We start from the raw sequence: 24,715 nt of genomic DNA on the forward strand, positions 1-24,715 counted from the left end.
ACTCGCGCGTCAGCGGATCGGCCGGTGCCGGTTCTCGTGGGTGCTCGGGCCGGGGGCGGCGTCCGCGATCCAGGGGCCGTCGCCCGAGGGGTCGACGACGCCCTGCTCCAGCCACGTGTAGGTGCCGGAGAGCACGCCCTTGACGACCTTGCGGTCGATGTCGTCGGTGTTGGTCCACAGCCGGTCGAAGAGCTCCTCGACGCGGATGCGGGACTGGCGGCAGAAGGCGTCGGCGAGCTGGTAGGCCTCGCGGCCGTTCTCGCCGCGGGTGCGCAGGAGTTCGGCGCGGACGCAGGCGGCGCTCATCGCGAACAGTTCGGCGCCGATGTCGACGATCCGGCCCAGGAAGCCCTGCTTGGTCTCCATCCGGCCCTGCCAGCGGGACATGGCGTAGAAGGTGGAGCGGGCGAGTCTGCGGGACGTGCGCTCGACGTACCGCAGGTGCGGGGAGAGGTCGATCCCGTGCTTGAACTCTCCGTAGGTGCCGGGGAGCTGTCCGGGGCCCGCGACGAGCCTGGGCAGCCACTTCGCGTAGAAGACGCCCGCGTTCGCCCCCGCCCTCGCCTTGTCGCCCAGGGTCTTCTCGGGGTCGATGAGGTCGCCGGCGACGGACAGGTGGGCGTCGACGGCCTCCCGCGCGATCAGCAGGTGCATGATCTCGGTGGAGCCCTCGAAGATGCGGTTGATGCGCAGGTCGCGCAGGATCTGCTCGGCGGGGACCGCCCGCTCGCCGCGCTCCCGGAGGGAGTCGGCCGTCTCGAAGCCGCGTCCGCCGCGGATCTGGACCAGTTCGTCGGCCATCAGCCAGGCCATCTCCGAGCCGTACAGCTTGGCGAGGGCGGCCTCGATGCGGATGTCGTTGCGGTTCTCGTCGGCCAGCTGCGAGGACAGGTCGAGCACGGCCTCCAGGGCGAAGGTGGTCGCCGCGATGAACGCGATCTTCGAACCGACCGCCTCGTGCAGGGCCACCGGTTTGCCCCACTGTTCGCGGGCCGCCGACCATTCGCGGGCGATCTTCAGGCACCACTTTCCGGCGCCGACGCACATCGCGGGCAGGGACAGCCGTCCGGTGTTCAGCGTGGTGAGCGCGATCTTCAGGCCTTGCCCCTCCTCGCCGATGCGGTGGGCGGCAGGGACCCGGACGCGGTGGAAGCGGGTGACGCCGTTCTCCAGGCCGCGCAGGCCCATGAAGGCGTTGCGGTTCTCGACGGTGACGCCCTCGGAGTCCGCTTCCACGACGAACGCGGTGATGCCGCCCCGGTGACCCTCGGACTTCGGCACACGGGCCATGACGACGAGGAGGTCGGCGACCACACCGTTGGTCGTCCACAGCTTCACGCCGTCGAGGAGGTAGGAGTCGCCGTCCGGGACGGCGGTGGTCGCGAGCCGTGCCGGGTCGGAGCCGACGTCGGGCTCGGTGAGCAGGAAGGCCGAGATGTCGGTGCGGGCGCAGCGCGGCAGGAAGGTGTCCTTCTGTTCCTGGCTGCCGAACATCTTCAGCGGCTGCGGGACGCCGATCGACTGGTGGGCGGAGAGCAGGGCGCCGATCGCGGGGCTGGCGGAGCCGACGAGGGCGAGGGCCTTGTTGTAGTAGACCTGTGTCAGGCCGAGGCCGCCGTACTTGGTGTCGATCTTCATGCCGAAGGCGCCGAGCTCCTTGAGGCCGGTGACCACCTCGTCGGGGATGCGCGCCTCGCGGTCGATCAGGGCACCGTCGATCCGGGTCTCACAGAAGTCGCGGAGTTTGGCGAGGAACTCCTCGCCGCGTTCGGCTTCCTCGTGGGCCGGGAGGGGGTGGGGGTGGACGAGGTCGAGCCGGAAGCGGCCGAGGAACAGTTCCTTGGCGAAGCTGGGCTTGCGCCAGTCCTGTTCCCGGGCGGCCTCGGCGACCTGGCGGGCCTCGTGTTCGGTGACGGTGGGTCGGGACGGAGACTCGGGTGTTGCGGACATGAGGCTCACCTCGCCGCGTATCGGAAGGTCGGAGGGCGTGCGGACTGCGTGAAGCTCGGCACCGGCCCCGGGTATCGTTCTACGCGATCTCAGGGGTTACGTCACCGACTGCTGCCACCCGTACGTATCTACCCGATTCGTAGTGGCCCCGCCACCCTTCGTGCACCCGTTCGGCCGACCCTCCGTGATCTTCCGGCCGGGCCGGGTCCTCTCGGGGTCACGGCGGCGCGCTCGTGGCAACCTGGGGGCACGGAAGTCCGGCTCGTATCCGGTCCGCGAAGTCCCGGACAGGCGACCCCCATCAGCCATCGAAGCGCTTCGACAGTTATATGGACACGCACTCGTGCTGGTACTAGGGTCGAGTCACCGATCGGGCCATCCTCGCCCGCCGCGTCGCCCTGACGCACTGTCGAAGCGCTTCACAACAATGGGAGAGCTGGATGGTCACCCTCGCCGAGGTCGCCCAGCACGCCGGAGTCTCGGCGAGCACGGTGAGTTATGTCCTCAGCGGCAAGCGGTCCATCTCCGCGAACACCCGGCAGCGGGTCGAGGAGAGCATCCAGAAGCTCGGGTACCACCCGAACGCGGGGGCCCGCGCCCTGGCCAGCAGCAGGTCCAACATCATCGCGCTGATGGTTCCGCTGCGGACGGACATGTACGTACCCGTGATGATGGAGATCGCCATCGCCGTGGCCACCACGGCCCGCACCCACGGGTACGACGTCCTGCTGCTCACCGGCGAGGAGGGTCCCGATGCGGTGCGCCGCGTCGCGGGCAGCGGACTCGCCGACGGGATGATCCTGATGGACGTCGAACTCGAGGACGAGCGGCTGCCGTTGCTGCGCGGCGGGGACTCCCCCGGTGGAGCGCGGCCGGGCGTACGGGCGGACCAGCCGGCGGTGTTGATCGGACTGCCCGCCGACACCTCGGGCCTGACCTGCGTCGATCTCGACTTCCGGGCCACCGGCGCGCTCTGTGTGGAGCATCTGGCGAAGCTGGGGCACCGCGACATCGCCGTCATCGGCGAGGCCCCCGCGGTGTACGAACGGCACACCGGCTTCGCCGAGCGCACCCTGGACGGACTGCGCTCCGCGGCACGGGATCTGGGTGTGCGCCTGCTGCACCGGCCGTGCGAGGGCGGGTACGACGCGATGGCCGTGACGCTCGCCCGGATCCTCGACGAGCGTCCGGGCACCAGCGGGTTCGTCGTGCAGAACGAGTCGGCGGTGGAACCGCTGCTCGCCCTGCTGCGGCAGCAGGGGCGGGCCGTGCCGGAGGACGTCTCGGTGGTCGCGGTCTGCCCCGAACAGGTCGCCGTCCAGGCGTCGGTGCGACTGACGTCGGTCGCCATCCCCGCGCAGGAGATGGGCCGGTACGCCGTGGAGCACCTGGTCGCCAAGCTCGACAGCCGGGGCGGGGACGAGGTCGTGCTGATCGCGCCCGAACTGACGGTCCGGGCGAGTTCGGGCCCGGCACCCGCCCGCGCGTGACCCGCACAGCCTCCGCCACCTCGCACAGCCACTCCCGCCGCCTCGTTCCCGCTCCTCCGTCCGGTGGCCGGCCCTGCCGCCCGCCGGGCGGAGGCAGGGATCAGCTGCTGCTGACCGGCAGGTTGTCGGTGCGGAAGGCCAGGCCGCCGGACGCCGAGGCGATCTCCTAGCCCCATCCTCCGCAGGTCACCCGTTCGGGGAGATCAACTGATCACAGCTGGTCGGCCACCGATCAGCGCAGCGGTCCGCGGTGCAGAACCCGCCGAAGCACGATCGCTTCAGGACCGTGATCCAGCCCGGAGGCTGTGCAAAGGAGTGACCCGCGGAGGACGGACCTAGCCGAACTGCACGTCACCGATGGTCTCGTTGCCCATCCAGCACTTGGTGTCCTTGATCCCGTCGAGGATCGGCAGGATGTCCACGGTCCCGGAGTCCGAGTCGGACGTACGCAGGGACGAGAAGACCTGGTGGGCGCCGTTGTCGCCCTTGTAGACGTTCCGGGTGTGGCCGCCGGGGCTCACCGTGTCCTGCGGACTGCCGAGCAGGCCGACGGCACCGTGGTGGTTGCCCCAGAGCATGATCTCGTAGTCGTAGTCCGTGTCCCAGACGTCGTACGACGTGTTGTACGCGCCCGCGGACGGGACGGTCACGTGTAGGTGCTGGTGAGCGAACCGAGCGAGCCGATGGGCTTGTTGACCACCTTCTTGGCGTTCGGGTACGACTTGATGCCCCCGGTATTGGGGTGGTTGGCCCACGCGCCCCGGTTGGTACCGGAGTTGCCCCGGACGCACTGGCTGCCGGCGCCGGAGCCCCAGATGTTGTTGCAGAGGATGCAGCCGTTCGGAGTCGTGTTGCCCCACTGGTCGCAGGAGCTCCAGATCGCGGCGTGGGCGGGGGCGGAGGCCACGCCCACGGTGATACCGAGCACGAGGGCTGGCGCCGCCAGGACCGTGCCGATCCTGCTCATGGCGCTTGGTGCCATGAAATGTCCTTCCATGGGCGGGGGGATTGCGCCGATGTCACCGCGCCTTCAGGGTGAGGACGCGGTCTTCGTGGGCGACGAGGTCGAGCGGCTCGGCGCCTTCGGAAGTCCTCAGTTCGATGCGGACGGTGCGGGTGGGGCGCAGGACGGCGGTGACGCCGTCCGGGGCCCAGGTGAGGTCGAGAGCGGCGCCGAAGCGGGTCCGTACGCCGTGCAGCGTCCCGCGCGGGTACCCGGCGGGCGGGGCGGGCAGCAGGACCAGCCGGCCGGGGGTGGACTGCACGAGCGCCTCGATCAGCACGGCCGGGAGGGTGTGGGCGGCATCGGCGTTGTAGACGTCGCGGCGGGGGTAGTGCGCGCTCATCAGGGAGGCGTGGAAGAAGTCGCCCTCGAGGACCCGGCCGAGGGCGCCCGCGACCCGTTCGGCGTCGCGGAGGCGGGCGGCGATCAGGGCATGGTGCAGATGGCCGTGCGCGGAGTCGTTCTCGGGGCCGCGCAGTTCGAGGGCGCGGTGGGCGGCGGCCGCCAGGTCCGGGGTGTCGTACGGGGTGATCTCGTGCAGCGGCCAGACGGCGTAGAGGTGGCTGAGGTGGCGGTGGTCGTAGGAGTCCGCGAGGCCGGGCCGGGCCCATTCGGCGAGGGCCCCGTCGGCGTTGATCCGGTGCGGCGGAAGCCGGTCGGCGAGGGCCCGCCAGCGTTCGGCGTGCTCGGGGTGGCGGTCGGCGGCGGTGCGCAGCGCGTGCCGGGCGGCGGAGAGGTCCATGGCCGCGTTCACGGTGCCCCAGCCGGCGTTCGCGGGGCGGTTCTCCGGCGAGTAGGAGGGAACGACGACCAGGCGGTCCCCGTCGTCGGTACGGGTGAGGAAGTCCTGGTAGAACAGGGCGACTTCGGCGAGGGCGGCGGTGGTGCGGGCATCGTGCTCGCCGCAGGTGTCGTCGTGGTCGACGAGCGGCCCGAGGAGCCAGTCGGCGCCCGCTGTCCACAGGTGCAGCGGGTACTCGCGGTTGAAGTGGTAGCTGTGCCCGGACTCGCCGTCGGAGTGGGCGGGCGCGACCACGCCACGGGCACCGAAGACCTCGCGGGCGTTGTCCCGCCAGTCGGGAAGCTGGCGCTGGACGAGTGACGCCAGCGCCTCGGTGACCTCGGGGAGGGCCGCCGCGGCGGCGGAGGCGGTCTGGAGGTTGAGGTTGGCGTCGTTGGTGAAGGCTCCGGACCAGGCGGTGCCCCAGTCGCCGGTCCACAGGCCGGTGAGGCGGGGCGGGAACAGACCGCCGGAGGACAGCAGGTGGTAGCGGCCTGCCGCGAAGAGGCGCTCGAGCAGGGCCGCGCTGCGCGGCCGGTCCAGCAATGCCGATCCCTGCAGGGCCCGTTCGGCCGGGTCGGCGTCCAGGTCGAGGGTGACGCGGTCGTAGGCGGTGCGGTGGAGGGACAGGTGGCGGGCGAGGAGGGCGTCGTACGCCTCGGCGGGGGAACCGGGCCCTGCCGGCACGCCCTCGCTCCCGCGGCCGCCGTCGTCGCCGCCGTGGGCGTCCGTGAGCAGGTCACGGAGTGCGCGGCCCTCGCCGGTCACGTCCGTCTCCCCGGTATGCCGGCGTACCCGGGTGAGCAGGAGTACCGACCGCGCGCCCGCGACCCGCACGCCCGGCAGGGCGAGTGTCGTCGTGCCGCCGGTGACGGCGACCAGGGTGACACCGGTGTACGCGAGGTCGCTGTCCGGGTAGCGGGCGCGCAGGCTCAGCAGGGCGCCCTCGGCGGTGAGGACGGCGCCGTGTCCGACACCGAGCGTGGCGGGGGCACCGGCGAGTCGGTGGTCCAGGCGGATGTCGAGGGTGAGGTCCGGCCCGGTGACGTGCTGGACGATCACGTCGTCGGCGCGGGAGACGAAGACGCGGCCGGCCCGGTCGGCGCGGGTGGCCTCCGCCACGCCGGTACGGAAGTCGACGGCGCGACGGTGGAACGGCGGGGCGCCGGTCTCGTCCGGGGCACCGTCGGGTCGGCGCAGGCGTATCTGGAAGGCCGGGTGGAAGGGCCTGACCCACTGGAGCGGGCGGCCGTCGGTGAAGGACTCGGCGGCGCCCGTGTCACCGGCGAGCAACCGGTCCTGGAGGGCGGACAGTTCCCCGGCCAGTCGGGGCGGCAGCCGGCCCTCGTCGGCACCCACCGGACGGACCAGGGTGTGGTGGGTGACGACGACCCGTTCGTCGTCCGGGTCACCGGACACAAGGATCCCGTGGTGGCCGTTGCCGCTCAGGAAGGCGTCCTCCCAGCGAGCGGCGGGCTGCGGTTCCCAGGTCCCGTGAACGGGGGCGGTGGGGTTCACGGGCGCGTTCACGGGCGGAGCACCACCGCGCCGTGGCGGCCGAGGGTGACCCGGTCGGTGACGTCGGTGCCGGTGAGCAGGTCGTGGTGGGCGCCCGGCAGGTCGACGGCGACCGGTTCGCGGCCGTGGTTGAGCAGGAACAGCAGGTTCCCCCGGCGTACCGCCTCCACCTGGCCGGGGAGACCGTCGAGTACCGGCTGTACGCCCGCGCCGGCGGCGATCCGGGTGAGCAGGTCGCGCAGCGCCCCGGGTTCCGGGAGCGTCGAGACATACCAGGCGCGGCCCTTGCGCAGGACGGCGGGCAGGCCGTCGAGTTCACCGCCCTTGTAGGGGGTCGTCGCGTCGGCGGTGCCGTCGGCCTCCAGTTCCTCGGACCACAGGGTGCCGTGGAAGCCCTCGCAGGCGACCGTCTCCCCCGCGTCCAGCGGCCACCACTCGTGCAGGGTGCGGATGCCGAAGAGGTCCCGCAGCCGGGCGTCCATGCCGCCGGGCCGCACCCGGTCGTCCTCGTCGGCGACGCCGGTCAGGAAGCCGCAGACGAGCGTGCCGCCGCCGCGTACGTGGGCGAGGAGGTTGTCGACGGCCGCGTCCGTGAGCAGGTAGAGCTGCGGGACGACGACCAGCGGGTAGGCGGACAGGTCGTGCTCGGGGTGGGCGAAGTCGGTGGCGAGGTGGGCCTGCCACAGGGCGCGGTGCCAGGCGCGCAGCATGCCGGGGTGGTCGACCTCGTGGGACGGCCGGGCGTCCTGGTCACCGGCCCACCAGGAGTGCCAGTCGTGCAGTACGGCGACGCGGGCGGTGCTGTGCGCGCCGGCGACGTGCGGGGCGATCCGCGCCAGGTCGCCGCCGAACTGCCTGACCTCCTGGTACGTACGGCCCTGCTCGCCGGCGTGGCTCACCATCCCGGAGTGGAACTTCTCCGCACCCTGCCGGGACTGCCGCCACTGGAAGTAGCAGACGGCGTCCGCGCCGCGTGCCACGGCCTGCAGGGACCACAGGCGGTTGAGGCCGGGGGGCTTGGGGTGGTTCACGCCGCGCCAGTTGACCGGTCCGGCCGCCTGCTCCATGAGCATCCAGGGGCCTCGGGCCTGGGAGCGCGTCATGTCCTGGATCAGGGCGCCTTCCTGGGCGCCGAAGGGGTCGCGCGGGTCGGGGTAGAGGTCGACGGAGACGACGTCCTCCTCCTCGGCCCAGCGCCAGGCGTCCTGCCCCGCCCACAGCGGCATGAAGTTGGTGGTGACCGGGAGGTGCGGGGTGTGCCGGCGGACGATGTCGCGTTCGGCGGTGTAGCACTCCAGGAGCATGTCGGAGGTGAACCGTTTGAAGTCCAGCACCTGGGTGGGGTTCTTCAGGTAGTGCGGGTGGCGGGGCGGCATGATCTCGGCCCAGTCGCCGTAGCACTGGCTCCAGAAGGCGCTGCCCCAGGCGGTGTTGAGGGCGTCCAGGGTGCCGTGACGGTCGCGCAGCCAGTCGCGGAAGCGGGCGGCGGCCTCGTCGCCCCAGTCGTAGGTGCAGTACTCGTTGTTGATGTGCCACATGGTCAGGGCCGGATGGCCGGCGTAGCGGGCGGCCAGGTCCTCGGTGACGGCGGCGGCGTAACGGCGGTAGGTGGCGCTGGAGTGGGAGAAGTGCTGCCTGCCGCCCCACCACTCGGTGCGGCCTTCCTCGTCGCGGGGCAGGGTGTCCGGGTGCAGGTGCCCCATCCAGGGCGGCGGCGAGGCGGTCGGGGTGGCGAGGACCACGCCGATGCCGGCCTCGTGCATCAGGTCCATGATCCGGTCCAGCCAGCCGAAGTCCCTCTCCCCCGGACGGGGTTCGAGCTTCGCCCAGGAGAAGACGCCCAGTGTCACGGAGTTGACGCCAGCCTGTCGCATCAGGCGGACGTCCTCGTGCCAGGTCTCCTCGGGCCACTGCTCGGGGTTGTAGTCACCGCCGTAGAGGATGCGCCCGCGGGTGGCGTCGCTCAGTCCGGGCATCAGGCACGCTCCTGGCGGGTGAGGAGCGTACGGGATGTGCGGGACGCGTGCATGACCTGGCCTACCTCGTTCGGCGGATGGCGGGAAGTGCGGGAAGTGGGATGGGAGGACCGTGGGGAGCCGCGGCGGATCGGCGGATCGCCGGGCTCCCCGTCCGTCAGCCCTTCACGGCGCCCGTGAGCATGCCCTTCTTGAAGTGCTTCTGGACGAAGGGGGACAGCACGGCGACGGGGAGCAGGGCCATGACCATGACGGCCATCTGGACGGCCAGTCCCGACAGCTCACCGGTCTTGATGGCCTGACCGAGGCCGACGGGGGCCTCCTGTTTCTGGACGAGCTGGATCATGACGTTCTGCAGGGGCAGCATGTTCTGGTCGTTGAGGTACAGCGAGGCGTTGAACCAGGCGCTCCAGTAGCCGACGGCGTAGAAGAGCGTGATGACCGCGATCACCGCACGGGACAGCGGCATGACGATCTGCCACAGGATGCGGAAGTCGCCTGCCCCGTCGATGCGGGCGCTGTCGGTGAGTTCCTGCGAGATGTTCATGAAGAAGCCTCGCAGGACCAGGATGTTGAAGACGCTGAGGGCGCTGGGGAGGATCAGGGCGAGGTAGCTGTCGGTCAGACCCAGGGTCTGCACCAGCAGGTACGTCGGGATGAGGCCGGCGCTGAAGAACATGGTCGCCAGCAGCGTCATCAGGATCCAGCGGTGCCCCAGCGAGTCGGTACGCGACAGACCGTAGGCGCAGAGCACGGACACGGTCATCGAGAACACGGTGCCGACCAGTGTGACGCCGATGCTGACCAGGGCGGCCCTGGTGACCTGGCCGCCGCTGAGCAGCTCCTGGTAGGCGATGAAGGTGATGTCCCTGGGCACCATCACCAGGCCGCCGGCCTCGTCGATGGTCCTGCGGGTGGACAGGCTGGTGACGATCACGATCCACAGCGGGAAGACGACCGCCAGGCAGGCGAGGGCCAGGACGATGCCCTTGCCCGCGAGCCCGGCTCTGGTGGGAGCTTCCTCCCACACCGGGCGGGGCGGGGCGGCCCAGCTCCGGACCTTGTGCGTCGGGGGTTCGTCGATCACGGCGGTCACTTCTTGTACACCCCCTGCTCGCCCATGAGATGGGCCACCTTGTTCGCGGCGAGGACCAGTCCGAGGCTGACCACGCCCTTGATGAGGCCCGCGGCGGCCGCGTAGCCGAAGTCCTGGTTGCGCACGCCGTTCCACCAGACGAAGGTGTCGAGGACCTCCGACGCCCCCGGCCCCACGGCGTCGCGTTGCAGCAGGATCTGTTCGAAGCCGACGGTGAGCGCGTCACCCACCCGCAGGACGAGCAGCAGCGCGATCACGGGCCGCAGCGCGGGCAGGGTGACGTGCCACATCCGGCGCCAGCGTCCGGCACCGTCCATGGCGGCGGCCTCGTACAGGTCAGGGCTGACGGAGGCCAGCGCGGCGAGGAAGACGATGATCCCCCACCCGGCGTCCTTCCACACGCTCTGCGCGGTGAGCAGGAACACGAAGGTGTCGGGGTTGGTCATGACCTCCAGGCCGTCGTGGCCGTTCTGGCGCAGGAGCTGCGAGAAGATGCCCGCACCGCCGAACATCTGCTGGAAGACGGCGATGACCAGCACCCAGGAGAAGAAGTGCGGCAGGTACAGGACGGCCTGCGCGACCGCCCGCACCCGGGGCCTGACCACGCTGTTGATGAGCAGCGCGAGCAGGATCGGGATCGGGAAGAACAGCACGAGCTGGAGGAAGAAGAGCACCAGGGTGTTCTTCAGGGCGTTCCAGAACGCCGAGTCCTCGAGGATCCGCTGGAAGTTCTCCAGTCCCACCATGGGACTGTTCAGCATCGAGACGACGCCGTTGTCGCTGATGTAGGGGTCGTAGTCCTGGAAGGCGACGACGTTGCCGAGGATCGGCAGGTAGTTGAAGACCAGGACCAGTGCCACGGCGGGCAGGATCATCAGCAGCAGGACGCGGTCGCGCCGGTATCTGAGCCGCAGGCTCAGTCTGCCGCGCTTTCCCCGGCGTGGCGCGTCAGGGGGGCCGGCTGCGTCACCGGACGCCGCCGGCTTCTCGACCGGCTTCGTGGCCTCGGCCTTGCTCCGAGGCACCGTGCTGTGCGACACGGCGGTTCTCCTTGCCCCGGTCCCGGGTCAGCCGGCCGCCGGACCGTTCTCGTCGAGGATCTCCTGGTACCAGTCGCGCAGTTTGTCCCCGCCCTTGCTTTTCCAGTCGGAGACGGCCTGCTGTACGTCACCGATCTTCTTGCGGCCCCGGATGACGTCGTCCTCCAGTTGCTCGAAGTCGTTGGAGAGGTTGGTGTAGCGGGTGGGCTCGGTGATCTGCATGCCGTAGAAGGGCGACTTCCTGGTGAACGCGCCCATCCGCTGCTGCCACTCGACCTGGCCCTTGGCGACCTCGGGGAAGTCGGGGTGGGCGATGGTCGCGGCGGGGCTGGCGACCATCACGTAGGCGTTCATCACATCGATGTTGCCCTGGTCGTTCTTGGTGGGCACACCGTCCTTGACGGTGTAGTGGGTTCCCTCCACGCCGTAGTTGGTGAGCATGTACTCCTTGGTGCCGTACGGCGCGGCGGTGACGTTGGCGACGGCCAGCACGTCACGGATCACGGCCTCGGACGCCTTCTTGTTGACGAAGGCGAAGATGCCGGCCGGGTTCTTGGCCCACAGGGTGGGGTCGCCGCCGTCGTGACCGAAGATGTCCATACCCCAGATCTTGAAATCCGGGTTCTGGGTGGCCTGTTCGGCGGTGCGGCTCCACCACTGCGAGGAGTCCTGGTTGTAGATCAGGAACTCTCCGGCGGCGAACTTGGGCCCGGGGTCGGTGGCGTTGCTCTTGCCCAGCTCGGCGTCGGGGTGCACGACACCGGCGGCGAACAGCTTGCGCGTCCACTCCAGGGCCTCGAGGTACTCGTCGGTCTCGATGCGGTAGAGCAGCTTGCCGTCGGCCTGGTTCCAGCCGAGCGACTTCTCCTCGCCGGAGAGCACGCCGAAGGCGTTGAAGGCGGTCCACTTCATGTCCAGGCAGGCCCAGCGCTTGGCCCTGGCGTTGGTGGCGTCCTTGGCCAGCGCCATGAAATCGTCGCAGGAGCCGGGGACTTCGTACCCCTCCTTCTCGAAGATGTCCTGGCGGTAGAGCGGCACGATGCCGGTGACGTACGAGGAGGGCATGGGCAGGCCGCGCAGCTCGCCGCCGAAGATGGACCGCTGCCAGGCGTCGGTGGGGATCGCCGCGAGGTTCGGGTAGTCCTTCACCGCGTCGCCGGAGAGGTATGGGCCGAGGTCGGCGAACTTGCCGATGACGGCGCTGGGGATCTTGCCCGTCATGTTCCAGCCGGGCACGACGACCACGTCGGGCACGTCGCTGGAGGCGAGGACCGCGCCGAGCTTCTGGTCGTAGGTGTTGCCGTCCTGGTTCTGCCAGACCACGTCGACGCCGATGAGGTCGTTCATCGCCGTGTAGTAGGCGTTGCCGCCCTTGGGCGGGGAGCCCCAGAAGGGCGACATGACGGTGACCTTGCTGCCCTTGCCGAGCTTCTCGGGCACCGACGTCTTCAGGCCCGCGAGGTCGAGCTTGCTGGTGAAACCGACCGCCGAACCGTTCTTGCTGGGGATGTCGGGGGTGACCACAATGCCGGCCACATACGTCGGCAGCAGCTTCTTGGCGTCCTTGCCCGAGGTGGTGCCCTCCCGCGAACCTCCGTCGGACCCGCCGCACGCGGCGAGCAACGGCATTCCCCCCGCCACCGCTGCGGTGGCGACCGCCGTGGAGGCGAGGAAGCTTCTCCGGCTGGGCCCGGAGGAGGTGGAGGCGTTCGGCGTCATTGCGTCAACCCTTCATGGCACACCAGGACACCCGGCGGCCGTCGGCTGCGGTGTCTTCACTGGAACTGGCTGAGCCGAAGCGGTCGTTCGGAAGGAACGTGCCGGGGAGGCGGCCCTGCAGTCGAAGCGCTTCGATGTTGCTGCGAGGTTAAGTGAACACCCAGGGGCGCACAAGAGTTGCTTACAAGATTCCTCCGAGGTGTGCCGAGGAACTGCGCGATCATCATGCGCGCGCACTCCTCACGGAATGTCCGCGAGATCCCCCGGGGTGTCCGATCCGTCACACCCATGTCCTTGACACCCACCCCTGCTCGGAATGAGCATCGAAGCGCTTCGAAAGCGCCTCGCCGCTCCACCGCAAGGGGATGTCCACGTGACCGCACCAACGCCGCCCATGCCGCCTTTCCGCGATCCGCGCCTGCCGTTCGCGAAGCGCATCGACGACCTTCTGTCGCGGCTCACCCTCGAGGAGAAGATCGGAGCTCTGCACCAGTTCACGCCCGCTGTCGAGCGGCTCGGCATTGCCGCCTTCCGCACCGGCCAGGAGGCGCTGCACGGCGTGGCCTGGATGGGTCCGGCGACGGTGTTCCCTCAGGCCGTCGGGCTGGGGGCGACCTGGAACCCCGAGCTGGTGCGCCGGGTCGGCGAGGCGGTGTCCCGGGAGACCCGCGCGATGCGTGCCCGGGACGAGCGGGTCGGCCTCAACGTGTGGGCGCCGACCGTCAATCTGCTGCGCCATCCCCTGTGGGGCCGCAACGAGGAGGGCTACTCGGAGGATCCCCTGCTCACCTCGGCGATCGCCACCGCCTACACCCGCGGTCTGCGCGGTGATCACCCGGTGTACTGGCGCACGGCCCCGGTGCTCAAGCACTGGCTCGCGCACAACAACGAGACGGCCCGGGACACCGCATCCAGCTCGGTCCGCCCGCGCGTGCTGCACGAGTACGATCTGCGCGCCTTCCGCGACGCCGTCGAGGCCGGCGCGGTGGCCGGGGTGATGCCCGCCTACAACCTGGTCAACGGCCGCCCGAACCATGTCTCGCCGTATCTGCGCGAGCAGTTGCGTACCTGGACGGAGGAGGAGCTGCTGGTCTGCTCGGACGCCGGCGCACCGTCCAACCTGGTCGATTCCGAGCACTACTTCGACACCCACGAGGAGGCCGTCGCGGCCTCGCTGCGGGCCGGGGTGGACAGTTTCACGGACCACGGCACGGACAGCTCGGTCATCGTGGGTCGCCTCGAAGCGGCGTTGCGGCAGGGTCGGCTGACGGAGGCCGAGATCGACGGCGCCGTCCGCCGGCAGCTCTCGGTGCGCTTCCGGCTCGGCGAGTTCGACCCGGGCGAGGACCCGTACGGAAACGGCGGGGACGGCGGTGTCCCGCAGGCAAAGGGACGCGCCGGTGAGCACTCCTTCGACACCCCGGAGCACCGGGCGCTGGCGCAGGAGGCCGCCGAGCAGGCGGTGGTCCTGCTGAAGAACGACGGCCTGCTGCCCCTGGCACCGGCCCCCGCCCGTGTCGCCGTGGTCGGCCTGCTCGCCGACGAGTGCAAGCTCGACTGGTACAGCGGCACCCTCATCCACCGCTCCACTCCCCTGGAGGGGCTCTACCAGCGGTTCGGCACCGAGCGGGTGGAGTTCGCCGAGGGCGTGGACCGCGTCCTGCTGAGGACCTCCGCCGGCGCCTTCGTGCACGTGCCGCCCGCGCCCGACAGTCCCGACGAGGTGCGTGGCGCCGAGGGCGCGCTGGACCCGGCGCTGCTCGCGGGCCGGACCGACCTGGCCCCGCTCACCGCCGGGCCGGAGGGTACCGAGCTCGCCCTGGTCGACTGGGGTGAGGGCGTGCTGACCCTGCGCGCCCCGGACGGCCGGTATCTGTCGGTCGCCGAGGACGGCTACCTCCGCGCCTCCGCCGACCAGCCGGGCGGCTGGGTCGTGCAGGAGACGTTCCGGCTGGAACCGCACGGCGGCGGTCACCTCCTCAGGCACGTGGGAACAGGACGCCACGTGCAGGTCACCGCCGACGGCGTGAAGGTTGCCGCCGAGAACACCGAGAACACCGAGAACACCGAGAACCCGGAAGGGGTCACCACCGGGGAGAGCCCCGGCGCGTCGGCCCCCGAGGTCTTCGAGCTGATCGTCACCGAGAACGGCGCGGAGGCGGTGGCGCGGGCCGCGACGCAGGCCGACGTGGTCGTGGTGGTCGCCGGCAACGACCCGCACATCAACGGCCGGGAGACCGAGGACCGGGCGACACTCCGGCTGCCCGCCCAGCAGGAGCTGCTGCTGGGCGCGGCCCGCGCCGCCAACCCGAACACCGTGCTGGCGCTGGTCTCCGCCTACCCTTACGCGATCGATCCGACGGACCTGCCGGCGGTGCTCTGGACCGCGCACGGCGGGCAGGCCGCGGGCACCGCGCTGGCCCGGGTGCTCGCCGGTGACGTCTCCCCCGCCGGCCGGCTTCCGCAGACCTGGTACGCCGACGACGCCGACCTGCCCGGCCTGCTGGACTACGACGTGATCGGCTCCCGCCAGACCTACCTGTACTTCGGGGGCACCGCACTGTTCCCCTTCGGGCACGGTCTGTCGTACGCGGCCTTCGCCTACGGCGAGTTGACGGCTCGCGCCGAGGGACGGGCGGTGCGGGTGTCGTTCACGGTCACCAACACCGGTGCCGTCCCGGCCGACGAGGTGGCCCAGCTCTACACGCGGGCCGTGGCCCCCTCGGTGCCGCGTCCGCTGCGCGAACTGGTGGCCCACCGGCGGCTGACCCTCACGCCCGGCGAGACGGCCGAGGTCGTCCTCGAGCTCCCCCTGTCCTCCTTCGCGTTCTGGGACGTGGCGGTGGGCCGGTGGCGGGTGGAGCCGGGCCGGTACGAGCTGCTGGCCGGCGCGTCCAGCACGGACATCCGGCAGTGGACCACCGTCACCCTCGACGGCGAACCCTCCGCCCCCCGCGCAGTCCTCGAACACGGCCTGGACGCGGCCGGTTTCGACGAGCAGAGCGGTACCGAGATCGTCGACCGGGCCAGGGAGTCGGGCGACGCGGTGACGTCGGCGGCCGGGCAGGAGGGCGAACTGGTCTTCCGTCGCTGCGACTTCGGGGAGGGGGCGACGAAGGTGACCGTCGAGGTGTCGGGCGGGGGCAGCGTCGTGCTCTCCCTCGACGACGGCCCGGTGCTCACCACGCTGTCCCCGTCGGCCCCGTCGTCGGGCCCGTACGACTACGTCACCCTCGAGGCGCCCCTCGCTTGCGCCGAGAACCCCGGGGCCACCGCCGGCGTGCACGAGGTGCGCCTGAGGCTGCGCGGCGCGCTGCGGCTCGCCCGGATCGGCTTCTCCGGCTGAGGGCACGCAGAGGTGCGAAGAGGCACGCACCGGCGTCGAAAGGAAGGGGCCCGGCACCGGAAGACACCGGTGCCGGGCCCCTTCCGGCGGCCTCAGGAACCCACCGTCCGCCTCAGAGGGCGAGGCCGGTCAGGACCATCACCCGCTCGTAGGTGTAATCGTCCATCGCGAACCTCACGCCCTCGCGGCCCACGCCGGACTGCTTGGCACCGCCGTACGGCATCTGGTCGGCGCGGTAGGAGGGCACGTCGCCGATGACGACCCCGCCGACCTCCAAGGCGCGGTGGGCCCGGAAGGCGGCCTGGAGGTCGTGAGTGAACACCCCTGCCTGGAGGCCGTACTTGGAGTCGTTGGCGGCGGTGAAGGCCGCTGCCTCACCGTCCACCTTCGTCACCGTCAGGACGGGACCGAAGACTTCCTCGCGGGCGATCGTCACCCCGGCCGGTACGTCGGCGAGCACGGTCGGCGCGTAGGAGGCGCCGTCCCGCTTGCCCCCGGTGAGGACGGCGGCGCCGGCCTCGACGGCCTCCTGCACCCATGCCTCGACCCGCTCGGCGGCGTCCTGGCTGACCAGCGGGCCGACGTCGGTCGCGTCGTCGGCCGGGTCGCCGGTGACCTGGGCCTCCACGGCGGCGACGATGCGCGGCAGCAGCCTGTCGTACACGGAGGCGTCCGCGATGACCCGCTGCACGGAGATGCAGGACTGGCCGCCCTGGTAGTTGGAGAAGGTGGCGATGCGCTGCGCGGCGCGGTCCAGGTCCTCGTCGCTCGCCCAGTCGGCGAGGACGACGGCCGCGCCGTTGCCTCCGAGCTCCAGGGTGCAGTGCTTGCGCGGCACCGAGTCCATGATCGCGTAGCCGACCTTCTCGGAGCCGGTGAAGGAGATCACCGGCAGCCGCTCGTCCTGCACCAGGGCGGGCATGCGGTCGTTCGGGACCGGGAGGATGCTCCAGGAGCCGGCCGGCAGTTCGGTCTCGGCGAGCAGTTCGCCGATGAGCAGCCCGGACAGCGGGGTCGCCGGGGCGGGCTTGAGGACGATGGGGACACCGGCGGCGATGGACGGGGCGATCTTGTGGGCGCACAGGTTCAGCGGGAAGTTGAACGGAGCGATGCCCAGGACGACGCCCTTGGGGAACCGCCGTGTGAGGGCGAGCCGTCCCTGGCCGCCGGCGTCGGTGTCGAGCCGCTGGCCCTCGCCGCCGTTGAACCGGCGTGCCTCCTCGGCGGCGAACCGGAAGACGGACACGGCCCGGCCGACCTCGCCGCGCGCCCACTTGACCGGCTTGCCGTTCTCGGCGGAGATCAGCCGGGCGATGTCCTCGGCGCGCTCGGCGAGCCGTCGGCCGACGTGGTCGAGAGCGGCCGCGCGGACATGGGCGGGGGTGGCCGCGCACTCGTCCCGTACGGCGTACGCGGCGGCCACGGCTTCCTCGACCTGGGCGTCGGTGGGCTCGCTCACCGTGCCGACGACCCGGCCGTCCCACGGAGAGGTGACGTCGAAGGCGGCCTCGCCGGTGGCCTGGCGGCCGGCGAGCCAGAAGGGGTGGGTGGCCGCCATGTCTTTCTGGGGCATGAGTGATCCGGCCCTTCCGTATGGGGGTGTACGTGGCCTGCTGCATCCACCGTAGGGGCGCGCCGGCGACGTGACGCTTGTCCGAGTCGTAGCAGTCGCTTCCCGGGGCGCGCCGATTTGGCAGATCGGCCGGCGGGCGGCGGGCGGCGGGCGAAGAAAGACGGGCAGACAGTCCACCGCACCGTCGCGGCCGTCAGTCGGACGACGTCGCCTTCAGCGCTAGCCACAGCTCCATGCGGACGTCCGGGTCGTCCAGGGAACGGCCGAGGATCTCCTCGACGCGGCGCATGCGGTAGCGGAGGGTGTGGCGGTGCACGCCGAGGTCGGCGGCCGCGGCGTCCCACTGCCCGTGCCGGGAGAGCCAGGCGCGCAGGGAGGCGACGAGGTCGCCGCGCCCGGTCGCGTCGTGCTCGTTCAGGGGGCGCAGCAGTCCGTCGGCAAAGGCACGGACCGCGTCGTCCGCGAGCAACGGCACCACGGACCCGGCGGCCATCTGCTCGTGCTCCACCAGTACCCTGCCCCGCCTCCTGGCCACCGACAGCGCCTGTCCGGCCTGCTGGTAGGCGGCGGAGGCGGCGATGGGACCGACCGGCGCGGAGAGACCCACGACCAGTTCGTCCTCGCCGGCGCTCACGAAGGGCCCGTGGGCGCCTCCGGCACCGCGCGCGGCCTCCAGGGCGGCCGCGTGGTCGCGGCACGCGGCCACGGCCGCGCCGTCGTCGGCGGCCAGTACCACCAGCCGCTCTCCCTCCGGCACGACCAGAACCGCCTCGCCGGAACGGGCGGCGGCGGACTCCATGGTTTCCGCGAGCGCGCCGAGGGCGTCGCCGTTCGGGTCGCCCTGGGCGCGAGCGGGGGGTGCCGTGCCCGTCTCGGCCACGACGATCCGGAAAAGTGCGTCCAGGAGACCGCCGTACAGGTGCCCGGCCACCGCGCGGGCGTGGTCCGGCTCCCCGGCGAGCAGCATGCGCAGGACGGCGGCCCCGATCCGCTGTTCGGCGGCGTGCAGGGAGCGGGAGCGTTCCGTGGTCAGGGTGAGCAGCGCGACGGCGGAGTGGACGGCGTACCGCTCGGCGGTGCCGAGCGTGGCGGCCGTGCCGACGGCGAGCGCGGCACGGGGGCGCCGGCCGGTGCCGAGGGAGTGCAGTTCGACCCGGTCGTCGTCCTCCGGTCCGGCGACGACCGACGAGGCGGGCGCCGACCGCTCCCGCAGCCGCCGTACGTCGGCTATGAGCCGTGCGGCGCGCCGGCCCGCCCAGTCCGGTGCCGTGGCGACGACGGCGCCCGAGGCGTCGTACAGCGCGGCCCATCCGTCGATCTGGGTGGCGAGCGCGGCCAGCAGGCCCTCGGGGCCGCCGGTCAGTCCCTGCCGGGTCAGCTCCCGCTGGGCCGCGAACCCCGCGGTCACCGCGCGGTACTGGTCGGCGGCGACGGCGGCGGAGACGGCCTTGCTGATCGCGAGGAAGGGAGTGCGGTGCGGCACCTCGAGGAGCGGCAGGCCCTCCTGACGCGCGGCGTCGACCAGTGCCTCGGGGATGTCCTCGTAGTGGACGCCGACGGCGAACCCGAGGCCGACGACCCCCGCGTCCACCAGCCGCTTCACATAGCGGCGCATCGCCTCCGCGTCCTCCGCGTCCAGCTTGAGCGCGGTGATGAGCAGCAGTTCGCCGCCCTCCATGTACGGCACGGGGTCGGCCAGCTCACTGGCGTGCGCCCAGCGGACCGGCACGTCGAGGCCGTCCTCGCCCGCGCGCACGGTCAGCTTGAGCGCGGAGTGGTGGGCGAGCGAAGCGAGCGTCAGGGGCATGGCGCCTTCAGATCGACTACGGGAACGGTTGGTCGGGTGTCCGGGTCGGTGAGCGGTCTGACGTTTTGGCCGTCACGTATGAACGACCCTTGTCGATTCTGCCTCACCGTATGCACACCGCGTCACCACATGTGCGGCGCTCGTTCCCGACGTGCTGGTCAGTCCCGCAGGTCGACCAACAGCGGCGGCGCGTGCTCGCCCCGGACGTCGGTCAGGGACAGCACCGCGTGCCCGGCCGGCATCGCGTGCGCGAGTTCGGACGCGGACCACCGCTCCCGCTCGACCTGCCGTACGGTGACCGCCCGCGCGGTGGGCGCCTTGCCGGTGATGGCCCGCCGCACCGCGTGCCAGGCCTTGCCCGCCGGGCTCTCCGCGATGATCTGCCGGTCGGTGACGTCCCGTGCCTCGGTCCACTCCTTGCCCCAGACCTCGGCGAAGTCCTGCCCGTCCCACGGGGTCAGCCCGGCCAGCGCCATCCTGCATCCGACGGTCCCGAGCAGGGGGCCGCGCAGTGGCCGCGCCACGTCGTCCAGGGTGCGCAGGGTGAGCACGGCGCCGGCGTTCGCCGACCGCAGCCGCTGGATGCCGCGTACGGCCTCGGGAGTGATGACGCCGGTCGCGTCGTCCAGCACCAGACAGGCGAACAGGGACCGGTCCTCGCGCTCCGTCACGCTCGCCGTGAACTGTGCGAGCACGAGCCGCGCCAGTACCCGCGAGGCGTCGGCGTGGCCCCGCGCGGGCAGGTCGACGCGGACCCGTACGGGATGGTCCAGCGCCTTGAGGGTGAACGGCCGGGACTGCCCGGAGGTGTCGAAACCCCTGCTTTTGAAGAACGTCGCGAAGGCCGGCCGGTCGAGCAGCGCCACCCGGTCGGCGAGAACCCCGCCGACGTCGCCGGGGTGAGCCATCTGCCTTTCCCGGGCGTCGAGTTCGCGCAGCAGTGACCGCTGCCCCGTCTCCGTCAGGCCCTGGCGCAGCTCGGCCAGCGGGCCGGGCGAGCCGTCGAGCAGGCCGCGCAGCTCGGGGACGGAGGGGAAGCGGCCGTGCACCGCGTGGAAGGGGCCGAGCAGCTGGGCGAGGACGGTGGTGGCGCGCCGGCTGTCGTTGCCGGGGTTCGGGTCGGCCAGGTCACCGACCAGGGCCTCGGCGAGGACCGCGGCGGCCTCGTCGGGGTCGGTGGTCCCGCCGTACAGGTCGAGGTCGTACACGGAGTCGGGGTGGCCGATCCGCACCACGACGTCGTACGCGTCGGCCGGACCGGCGGCCACGCCGGCGGCACCGACGACGACCACGGCGGCGCGTCCGGCGAGCGCGTGCAGGCACAGCGACTCGGCGACCGGCCGGACGACGGCACTGGTCTTGCCGGAGCCGGCCGGTCCGACCGCGACCAGGGAGGTGCCCAGCAGCTCGGGGCCGAGCGCGAGGCCGGTGCCCCGGTAGGCGTACGGGTTGCGGACGTCGTCGGCGGTGGTGCCGAGCCGTACCTGACCGGTGACCAGGTCGTGCCGGGCCTGCCGGGCGGGCAGGTCGCGGGCTCCCGAGGGATGCGGGCAGGCGGCGGCACCGTGGCCGAGCACGGCGCCGGCGAAGGTGGCGAGGGGGTGCCGGCCGCTGCGTACGCCCTGCCAGGCTCGGGTGATCCGGGCGTGGTCGACGTCCCGCATCAGCCCGGCGCGCGCGTCGGCGGCGAGCCGGTCCGCCGCGTCGGTGGCGCCGGCGGCACGCAGCGCGGGCCAGGTGACGGGGTCGTCCTCGGGGGTCGGCTGCGGCTCCTTCAGCTCGGGGCGTCGCAGTCGGGGTGCCCCGAAACGACGCCAGACCTCACCCCAGCGGCCCAGTCTCCCCACCCCGATCATGATCGCGAACACGACGAGCAGGGTGTAGCCGTCCCAGACGACGAGGTTGACGATCTGGTCGTCGCTGGTGCGCCACGAATCCGGCGTGAACAGCTCCAGGGGAAGAAGCCACCAGCCGCCCAGATAGCCGTTCGCCAGCAGTGACCAGATCAGCCACCCCACGAGCAGGGCGATGAGTGCTCCGCTGAGCAGTTCCCGGGTCGCGATCTGTACCGGTTCCTCCATCGGCCGGGGCCGGTGTCCGAACCGCCATACGCCGGGCAGCGCCTCGGGGCGGGGGGTGCGCAGCCAGGTCAGGAACGCCGACCCGTCCGGCAGGGGCGGCATGCCCGGTGCCCTGGCCGGCCTCGGGGGCGCCGAGGGCACCTCCGGTGGCCCGGCAGGGCGCGGCACCGGGTTCGCGTGCGTACCCCGCGCGTCCTGCGTCCCGTCGCTGTCCATCACCCTTGCCCCCTGAGCTGCCGCGCCGTTCACCATCAGCGAGCCAATCTAACGCCCCCGCAGGGCGAGTTCACCGTTCGCCCGGCCGGGCCGGGCCACGAGGTCGCTCTGTACGGTGCCGGGTGCGCCCCGGATCCCGCGCGGCCCCCCGTCCGGCACCGCGCGGCGCAGGCCCGCCGCCCCCCGGGTCGCCGTCACGTCCACCGCCCTCTCTCCTGCCTTCCGTCCCCCGCTATGTCCACACCGGACAACCCGGCCCCCCGGACAACGCCCACATGGAGCATGCCCAGCCTCCCTTCCCCGCCCTAGCCTGCGAGAAAAGAAGGCACGTGTCCGTTTCACCCCAGGAGCCCCTCATGACCGCACTTCCGCAGGAGCGCCGCGTCGTCACCGCCATCCCGGGCCCGAAGTCGCAGGAGTTGCAGGCCCGCCGTACCGCCGCGGTCGCACAGGGCGTGGGCTCCGTGCTGCCCGTGTTCGCCGCGCGTGCGGACGGCGGGATCATCGAGGACGTCGACGGCAACCGGCTGATCGACTTCGGCTCGGGCATCGCGGTGACCTCGGTCGGCGCCTCCGCCGAGGCCGTCGTACGCCGTGCCACCGCTCAGCTCGCCGACTTCACGCACACCTGTTTCATGGTCACGCCGTACGAGGGGTACGTGGCCGTGGCCGAGGCGCTCGCCGAGCTGACGCCGGGCGACCACGCCAAGAAGTCGGCCCTCTTCAACAGCGGCGCCGAGGCCGTCGAGAACGCAGTCAAGATCGCGCGGGCCCACACCAAGCGGCAGGCGGTCGTGGTGTTCGACCACGGCTACCACGGCCGCACCAACCTCACCATGGCGCTCACCGCGAAGAACATGCCCTACAAGCACGGCTTCGGCCCGTTCGCGCCCGAGGTGTACCGCGTCCCCGTCGCCTACGGCTACCGCTGGCCGACCGGCGCCGAGAACGCCGGCCCCGAGGCCGCCGCCCAGGCCATCGACCAGATCTCCAAGCAGGTCGGCGCCGAGAACGTGGCCGCGATCGTCATCGAGCCGGTGCTCGGCGAGGGCGGCTTCATCGAGCCGGCGAAGGGCTTCCTGCCCGCGATCGGCAAGTTCGCCTCGGACAACGGCATCGTGTTCGTCGCCGACGAGATCCAGTCCGGCTTCTGCCGCACCGGCCAGTGGTTCGCCTGTGAGGACGAGGGCATCGTCCCGGACCTGATCACCACCGCCAAGGGCATCGCCGGCGGGCTCCCGCTCTCCGCCGTGACCGGACGCGCCGAGATCATGGACGCGGCCCACTCCGGCGGTCTCGGCGGCACCTACGGCGGCAACCCGGTGGCCTGCGCGGGCGCGCTCGGCGCCATCGAGACGATGAAGGAGCTGGACCTCAACGGGAAGGCCAAGGCGATCGAGGCGGTCATGAGGACCCGGCTGACCGCGATGGCCGAGAAGTTCGACGTCATCGGTGACATCCGCGGCCGCGGCGCCATGATGGCCATCGAGCTCGTCGAGGACCGCACGACCAAGGAGCCGAACGCAAAGACGACGGCCGCGCTGGCCAAGGCCTGCCGGCAGGAGGGCCTGCTGGTCCTGACCTGTGGCACCTACGGCAACGTGCTGCGCTTCCTGCCGCCGCTGGTCATCGGCGAGGACCTGCTGAACGAGGGCCTGGACATCCTCGAGCAGGCGTTCGCACATATCTGAACAGGCATTCGTGCACATCTGAGCCGCCGGGGAAGCGGGTGAGCCGCTCCGGCGTCCACCGCCGGGACGTGAGCGGCAGAGCGTGTGAAGAACGTGTGCGGGGTGGATGACAGGAGCCGGTTGGCCCTGTCGCCGGTCCACCCCCTGCCGTAGGTTCTACCGGGACAAGAGAGACACCCGTTCACAGGTGACTGTGAGCGGTACGGGCCGAGGTGTCCCCAGCTTCGACCTGGTCGTGCCCTCACGCACACAACCGGAGCCCCCGGGTTCCGGGCCTCCTCACGATCGGACAGTCGCTCGCCCCAAACCCCCCGGGGCGCGCGGCGTTCCGGTCCGGACGGCTGTCCACGCGTCATGCGCGGCAGGCCGTTGCCCGAAGGGCCAGTGCTCCCCCCTGCACTGGCCCTTCGGCCTGCCCCGCCCCGCACCGCCGCTGCGAACGGCCCCGAGCCCGCACATGCGACGCTGTGCACCATGCTGCTGCTCGGACCTCCTGTTCTCCTCTTCGCCCTGATCACCTGGCAGGTCGTCACCGACGGCCCCCTGGTGGACCTGGACGAACGGCTGAGCGAGGCACTCGTCGAGCCGGACACGGCCTCCGAAGTGCTCGCCGACCTCGGCAACACCGAAGTGGCCGTTCCCCTCCTCGCGGCCGCCCTGGTGTACGTCGCGTGGCGGGGGCGTGCCGTGGGCCGGGACCGCTGGTGGCTGCCGCCCGCCGCCGGAACGGTGGCGATGGTTCTGGTGCCGGTGCTCGTCGTGCCCCTGAAGGAGTGGACCGGCCGCCCCGGCACCCCGGCTGTGCCCCCGGCCGTCGGCTACTACCCGTCCGGCCACACCGCCACCGCCGTCGTGGCGTACGGTGCGGCGGTCCTGCTCCTCCTCCCGCTGCTGCGTTCGCCGGTGGTCCGCCGCGCGTTCCTGCTGCTCTGCGCCGCCCTGGTCGCCGGTGCCTCCTACGGGCTGGTGCGCCGGGGCTACCACTGGCCGCTGGACGTGGCGGCCAGTTGGTGCCTGGGGGCGGTCCTGCTGGTCTGCCTGTGGCTGCTGGCCGGCCCGAACAGCCGTCCGGGCCGCTGACCGGCAGTGGGTCGGTCGGCCGGAGCAGCACGTCCCACTCCTTGCCGGCCGGCAGCAGCGCCACCCCGTGCGGGTTGCGCTCCCACTCCCAGCGGCACGTCTCGGGATCGGGCGCGACGCAGGAGAGCCACTCGACCGCCGGCTTCGTCCCTGTCATCACCAACGCCTGCCTCTCTGTCGTGGACGCGGAAAAACGCGTCACGAGGAGGAGAGGAGGCTTTCCGCCGGGCATTGAGCGGGTTCCGGCACCTCGCCGCAGCGAAACGGATCACACCAGACGAAATCCGGTCACCACTGCCAAAAACAGGCCACGTCCGCCGGGACCCGGACCCTGGTTGCCGGGAATCG

15 protein-coding genes and 1 pseudogene are annotated in these 24,715 nt (G+C 71.7%); 5 read left to right on the plus strand and 11 right to left on the minus strand.

The window, feature by feature from the left end:
• Nucleotides 1-9 precede the first annotated feature (9 nt).
• A complete protein-coding gene (locus HUV60_RS08235) occupies nt 10-1,950 on the minus strand; it encodes an acyl-CoA dehydrogenase family protein (protein WP_257848030.1) in 1,941 nt (646 codons plus the stop codon).
• Between the two features lie 440 nt (nt 1,951-2,390).
• Here HUV60_RS08235 and HUV60_RS08240 point away from each other — a divergent pair, with 440 nt between their 5' ends.
• Together HUV60_RS08240 and HUV60_RS08245 are read left to right on the plus strand one after the other, a co-directional pair.
• Nucleotides 2,391-3,440 carry a LacI family DNA-binding transcriptional regulator gene (locus HUV60_RS08240; protein ID WP_257848029.1) on the plus strand — a complete coding sequence of 350 codons (1,050 nt, stop codon included), beginning with the start codon at nt 2,391-2,393 and terminating at the stop codon, nt 3,438-3,440.
• A complete protein-coding gene (locus HUV60_RS08245) occupies nt 3,437-3,610 on the plus strand; it encodes a hypothetical protein (RefSeq protein WP_257848028.1) in 174 nt (57 codons plus the stop codon). Before HUV60_RS08240 ends, HUV60_RS08245 begins: the two co-directional genes overlap by 4 nt.
• Before the next feature lie 168 nt (nt 3,611-3,778).
• Here HUV60_RS08245 and HUV60_RS08250 read toward each other — a convergent pair.
• The 6 genes and pseudogenes from HUV60_RS08250 to HUV60_RS08275 form a co-directional block, all read right to left on the minus strand.
• A pseudogene (locus HUV60_RS08250) lies at nt 3,779-4,422 on the minus strand (GH12 family glycosyl hydrolase domain-containing protein); the annotation flags it as partial.
• 37 nt (nt 4,423-4,459) lie between these two features.
• Complete coding sequence (locus HUV60_RS08255; protein ID WP_257848027.1) at nt 4,460-6,754, minus strand: glycoside hydrolase family 95 protein; 2,295 nt, start codon at nt 6,752-6,754, stop codon at nt 4,460-4,462.
• Entirely contained in the window at nt 6,751-8,718 is a 1,968-nt protein-coding gene (locus HUV60_RS08260) for a beta-galactosidase (protein ID WP_257848026.1), read from the minus strand. Before HUV60_RS08260 ends, HUV60_RS08255 begins: the two co-directional genes overlap by 4 nt.
• Before the next feature lie 157 nt (nt 8,719-8,875).
• Complete coding sequence (locus HUV60_RS08265) at nt 8,876-9,814, minus strand: carbohydrate ABC transporter permease (protein ID WP_257848025.1); 939 nt, start codon at nt 9,812-9,814, stop codon at nt 8,876-8,878.
• Nucleotides 9,811-10,854, minus strand: coding sequence for an ABC transporter permease (locus HUV60_RS08270; RefSeq protein ID WP_257848024.1), 1,044 nt, complete (start codon nt 10,852-10,854; stop codon nt 9,811-9,813). The genes HUV60_RS08265 and HUV60_RS08270 overlap by 4 nt, the downstream gene beginning before the upstream one ends.
• Nucleotides 10,855-10,881: 27 nt before the next feature.
• Nucleotides 10,882-12,573 (minus strand): extracellular solute-binding protein, encoded by a 1,692-nt coding sequence (locus HUV60_RS08275; protein ID WP_257848023.1) that lies wholly within the window; start codon nt 12,571-12,573, stop codon nt 10,882-10,884.
• A gap of 373 nt (nt 12,574-12,946) precedes the next feature.
• On the opposite strand from HUV60_RS08275, the gene HUV60_RS08280 reads away from it, so the two are divergent.
• Nucleotides 12,947-15,919, plus strand: a complete 2,973-nt coding sequence (locus HUV60_RS08280; RefSeq protein ID WP_257848022.1) for a glycoside hydrolase family 3 protein — start codon at nt 12,947-12,949, stop codon at nt 15,917-15,919.
• A gap of 112 nt (nt 15,920-16,031) precedes the next feature.
• On the opposite strand, the gene HUV60_RS08285 is transcribed toward HUV60_RS08280, so the two are convergent.
• From HUV60_RS08285 to HUV60_RS08300, 4 genes are all read right to left on the minus strand, one after another.
• Nucleotides 16,032-17,477 carry an aldehyde dehydrogenase family protein gene (locus HUV60_RS08285; protein ID WP_257850126.1) on the minus strand — a complete coding sequence of 482 codons (1,446 nt, stop codon included), beginning with the start codon at nt 17,475-17,477 and terminating at the stop codon, nt 16,032-16,034.
• 208 nt (nt 17,478-17,685) lie between these two features.
• Nucleotides 17,686-19,299 carry a PucR family transcriptional regulator ligand-binding domain-containing protein gene (locus tag HUV60_RS08290; protein WP_257848021.1) on the minus strand — a complete coding sequence of 538 codons (1,614 nt, stop codon included), beginning with the start codon at nt 19,297-19,299 and terminating at the stop codon, nt 17,686-17,688.
• 158 nt (nt 19,300-19,457) lie between these two features.
• Nucleotides 19,458-21,596: an ATP-binding protein gene (locus tag HUV60_RS08295; protein WP_257848020.1), complete on the minus strand. Its 2,139-nt coding sequence runs from the start codon at nt 21,594-21,596 to the stop codon at nt 19,458-19,460.
• Between the two features lie 48 nt (nt 21,597-21,644).
• A complete protein-coding gene (locus tag HUV60_RS08300; RefSeq protein ID WP_257848019.1) occupies nt 21,645-21,800 on the minus strand; it encodes a hypothetical protein in 156 nt (51 codons plus the stop codon).
• Nucleotides 21,801-21,952: 152 nt separating this feature from the next.
• Here HUV60_RS08300 and gabT point away from each other — a divergent pair, with 152 nt between their 5' ends.
• Both gabT and HUV60_RS08310 read left to right on the plus strand, forming a co-directional pair.
• Nucleotides 21,953-23,287, plus strand: coding sequence for a 4-aminobutyrate--2-oxoglutarate transaminase (gabT, locus tag HUV60_RS08305; RefSeq protein ID WP_257848018.1), 1,335 nt, complete (start codon nt 21,953-21,955; stop codon nt 23,285-23,287).
• A gap of 474 nt (nt 23,288-23,761) precedes the next feature.
• The gene (locus tag HUV60_RS08310; protein ID WP_257848017.1) at nt 23,762-24,367 is read left to right on the plus strand and encodes a phosphatase PAP2 family protein; all 606 of its coding nucleotides are present in this window, start codon (nt 23,762-23,764) and stop codon (nt 24,365-24,367) included.
• The last annotated feature ends 348 nt before the right edge of the window (nt 24,368-24,715 follow it).

It is taken from the genome of Streptomyces sp. KMM 9044 (assembly GCF_024701375.2).
Classification (GTDB): Bacteria; Actinomycetota; Actinomycetes; order Streptomycetales; family Streptomycetaceae; genus Streptomyces.

Coding starts and splice junctions, on each gene's coding strand:
- HUV60_RS08235 (WP_257848030.1), bottom strand. CDS start 1,950: ATGTCCGCAACACCCGAGTCTCCGTCCCGACCCACCGTCACCGAACAC.
- HUV60_RS08240 (WP_257848029.1), top strand. CDS start 2,391: ATGGTCACCCTCGCCGAGGTCGCCCAGCACGCCGGAGTCTCGGCGAGC.
- HUV60_RS08260 (WP_257848026.1), bottom strand. CDS start 8,718: ATGCCCGGACTGAGCGACGCCACCCGCGGGCGCATCCTCTACGGCGGT.
- HUV60_RS08275 (WP_257848023.1), bottom strand. CDS start 12,573: ATGACGCCGAACGCCTCCACCTCCTCCGGGCCCAGCCGGAGAAGCTTC.
- HUV60_RS08285 (WP_257850126.1), bottom strand. CDS start 17,477: ATGGCGGCCACCCACCCCTTCTGGCTCGCCGGCCGCCAGGCCACCGGC.
- HUV60_RS08290 (WP_257848021.1), bottom strand. CDS start 19,299: ATGCCCCTGACGCTCGCTTCGCTCGCCCACCACTCCGCGCTCAAGCTG.
- HUV60_RS08295 (WP_257848020.1), bottom strand. CDS start 21,596: ATGGACAGCGACGGGACGCAGGACGCGCGGGGTACGCACGCGAACCCG.
- gabT (WP_257848018.1), top strand. CDS start 21,953: ATGACCGCACTTCCGCAGGAGCGCCGCGTCGTCACCGCCATCCCGGGC.
- HUV60_RS08310 (WP_257848017.1), top strand. CDS start 23,762: ATGCTGCTGCTCGGACCTCCTGTTCTCCTCTTCGCCCTGATCACCTGG.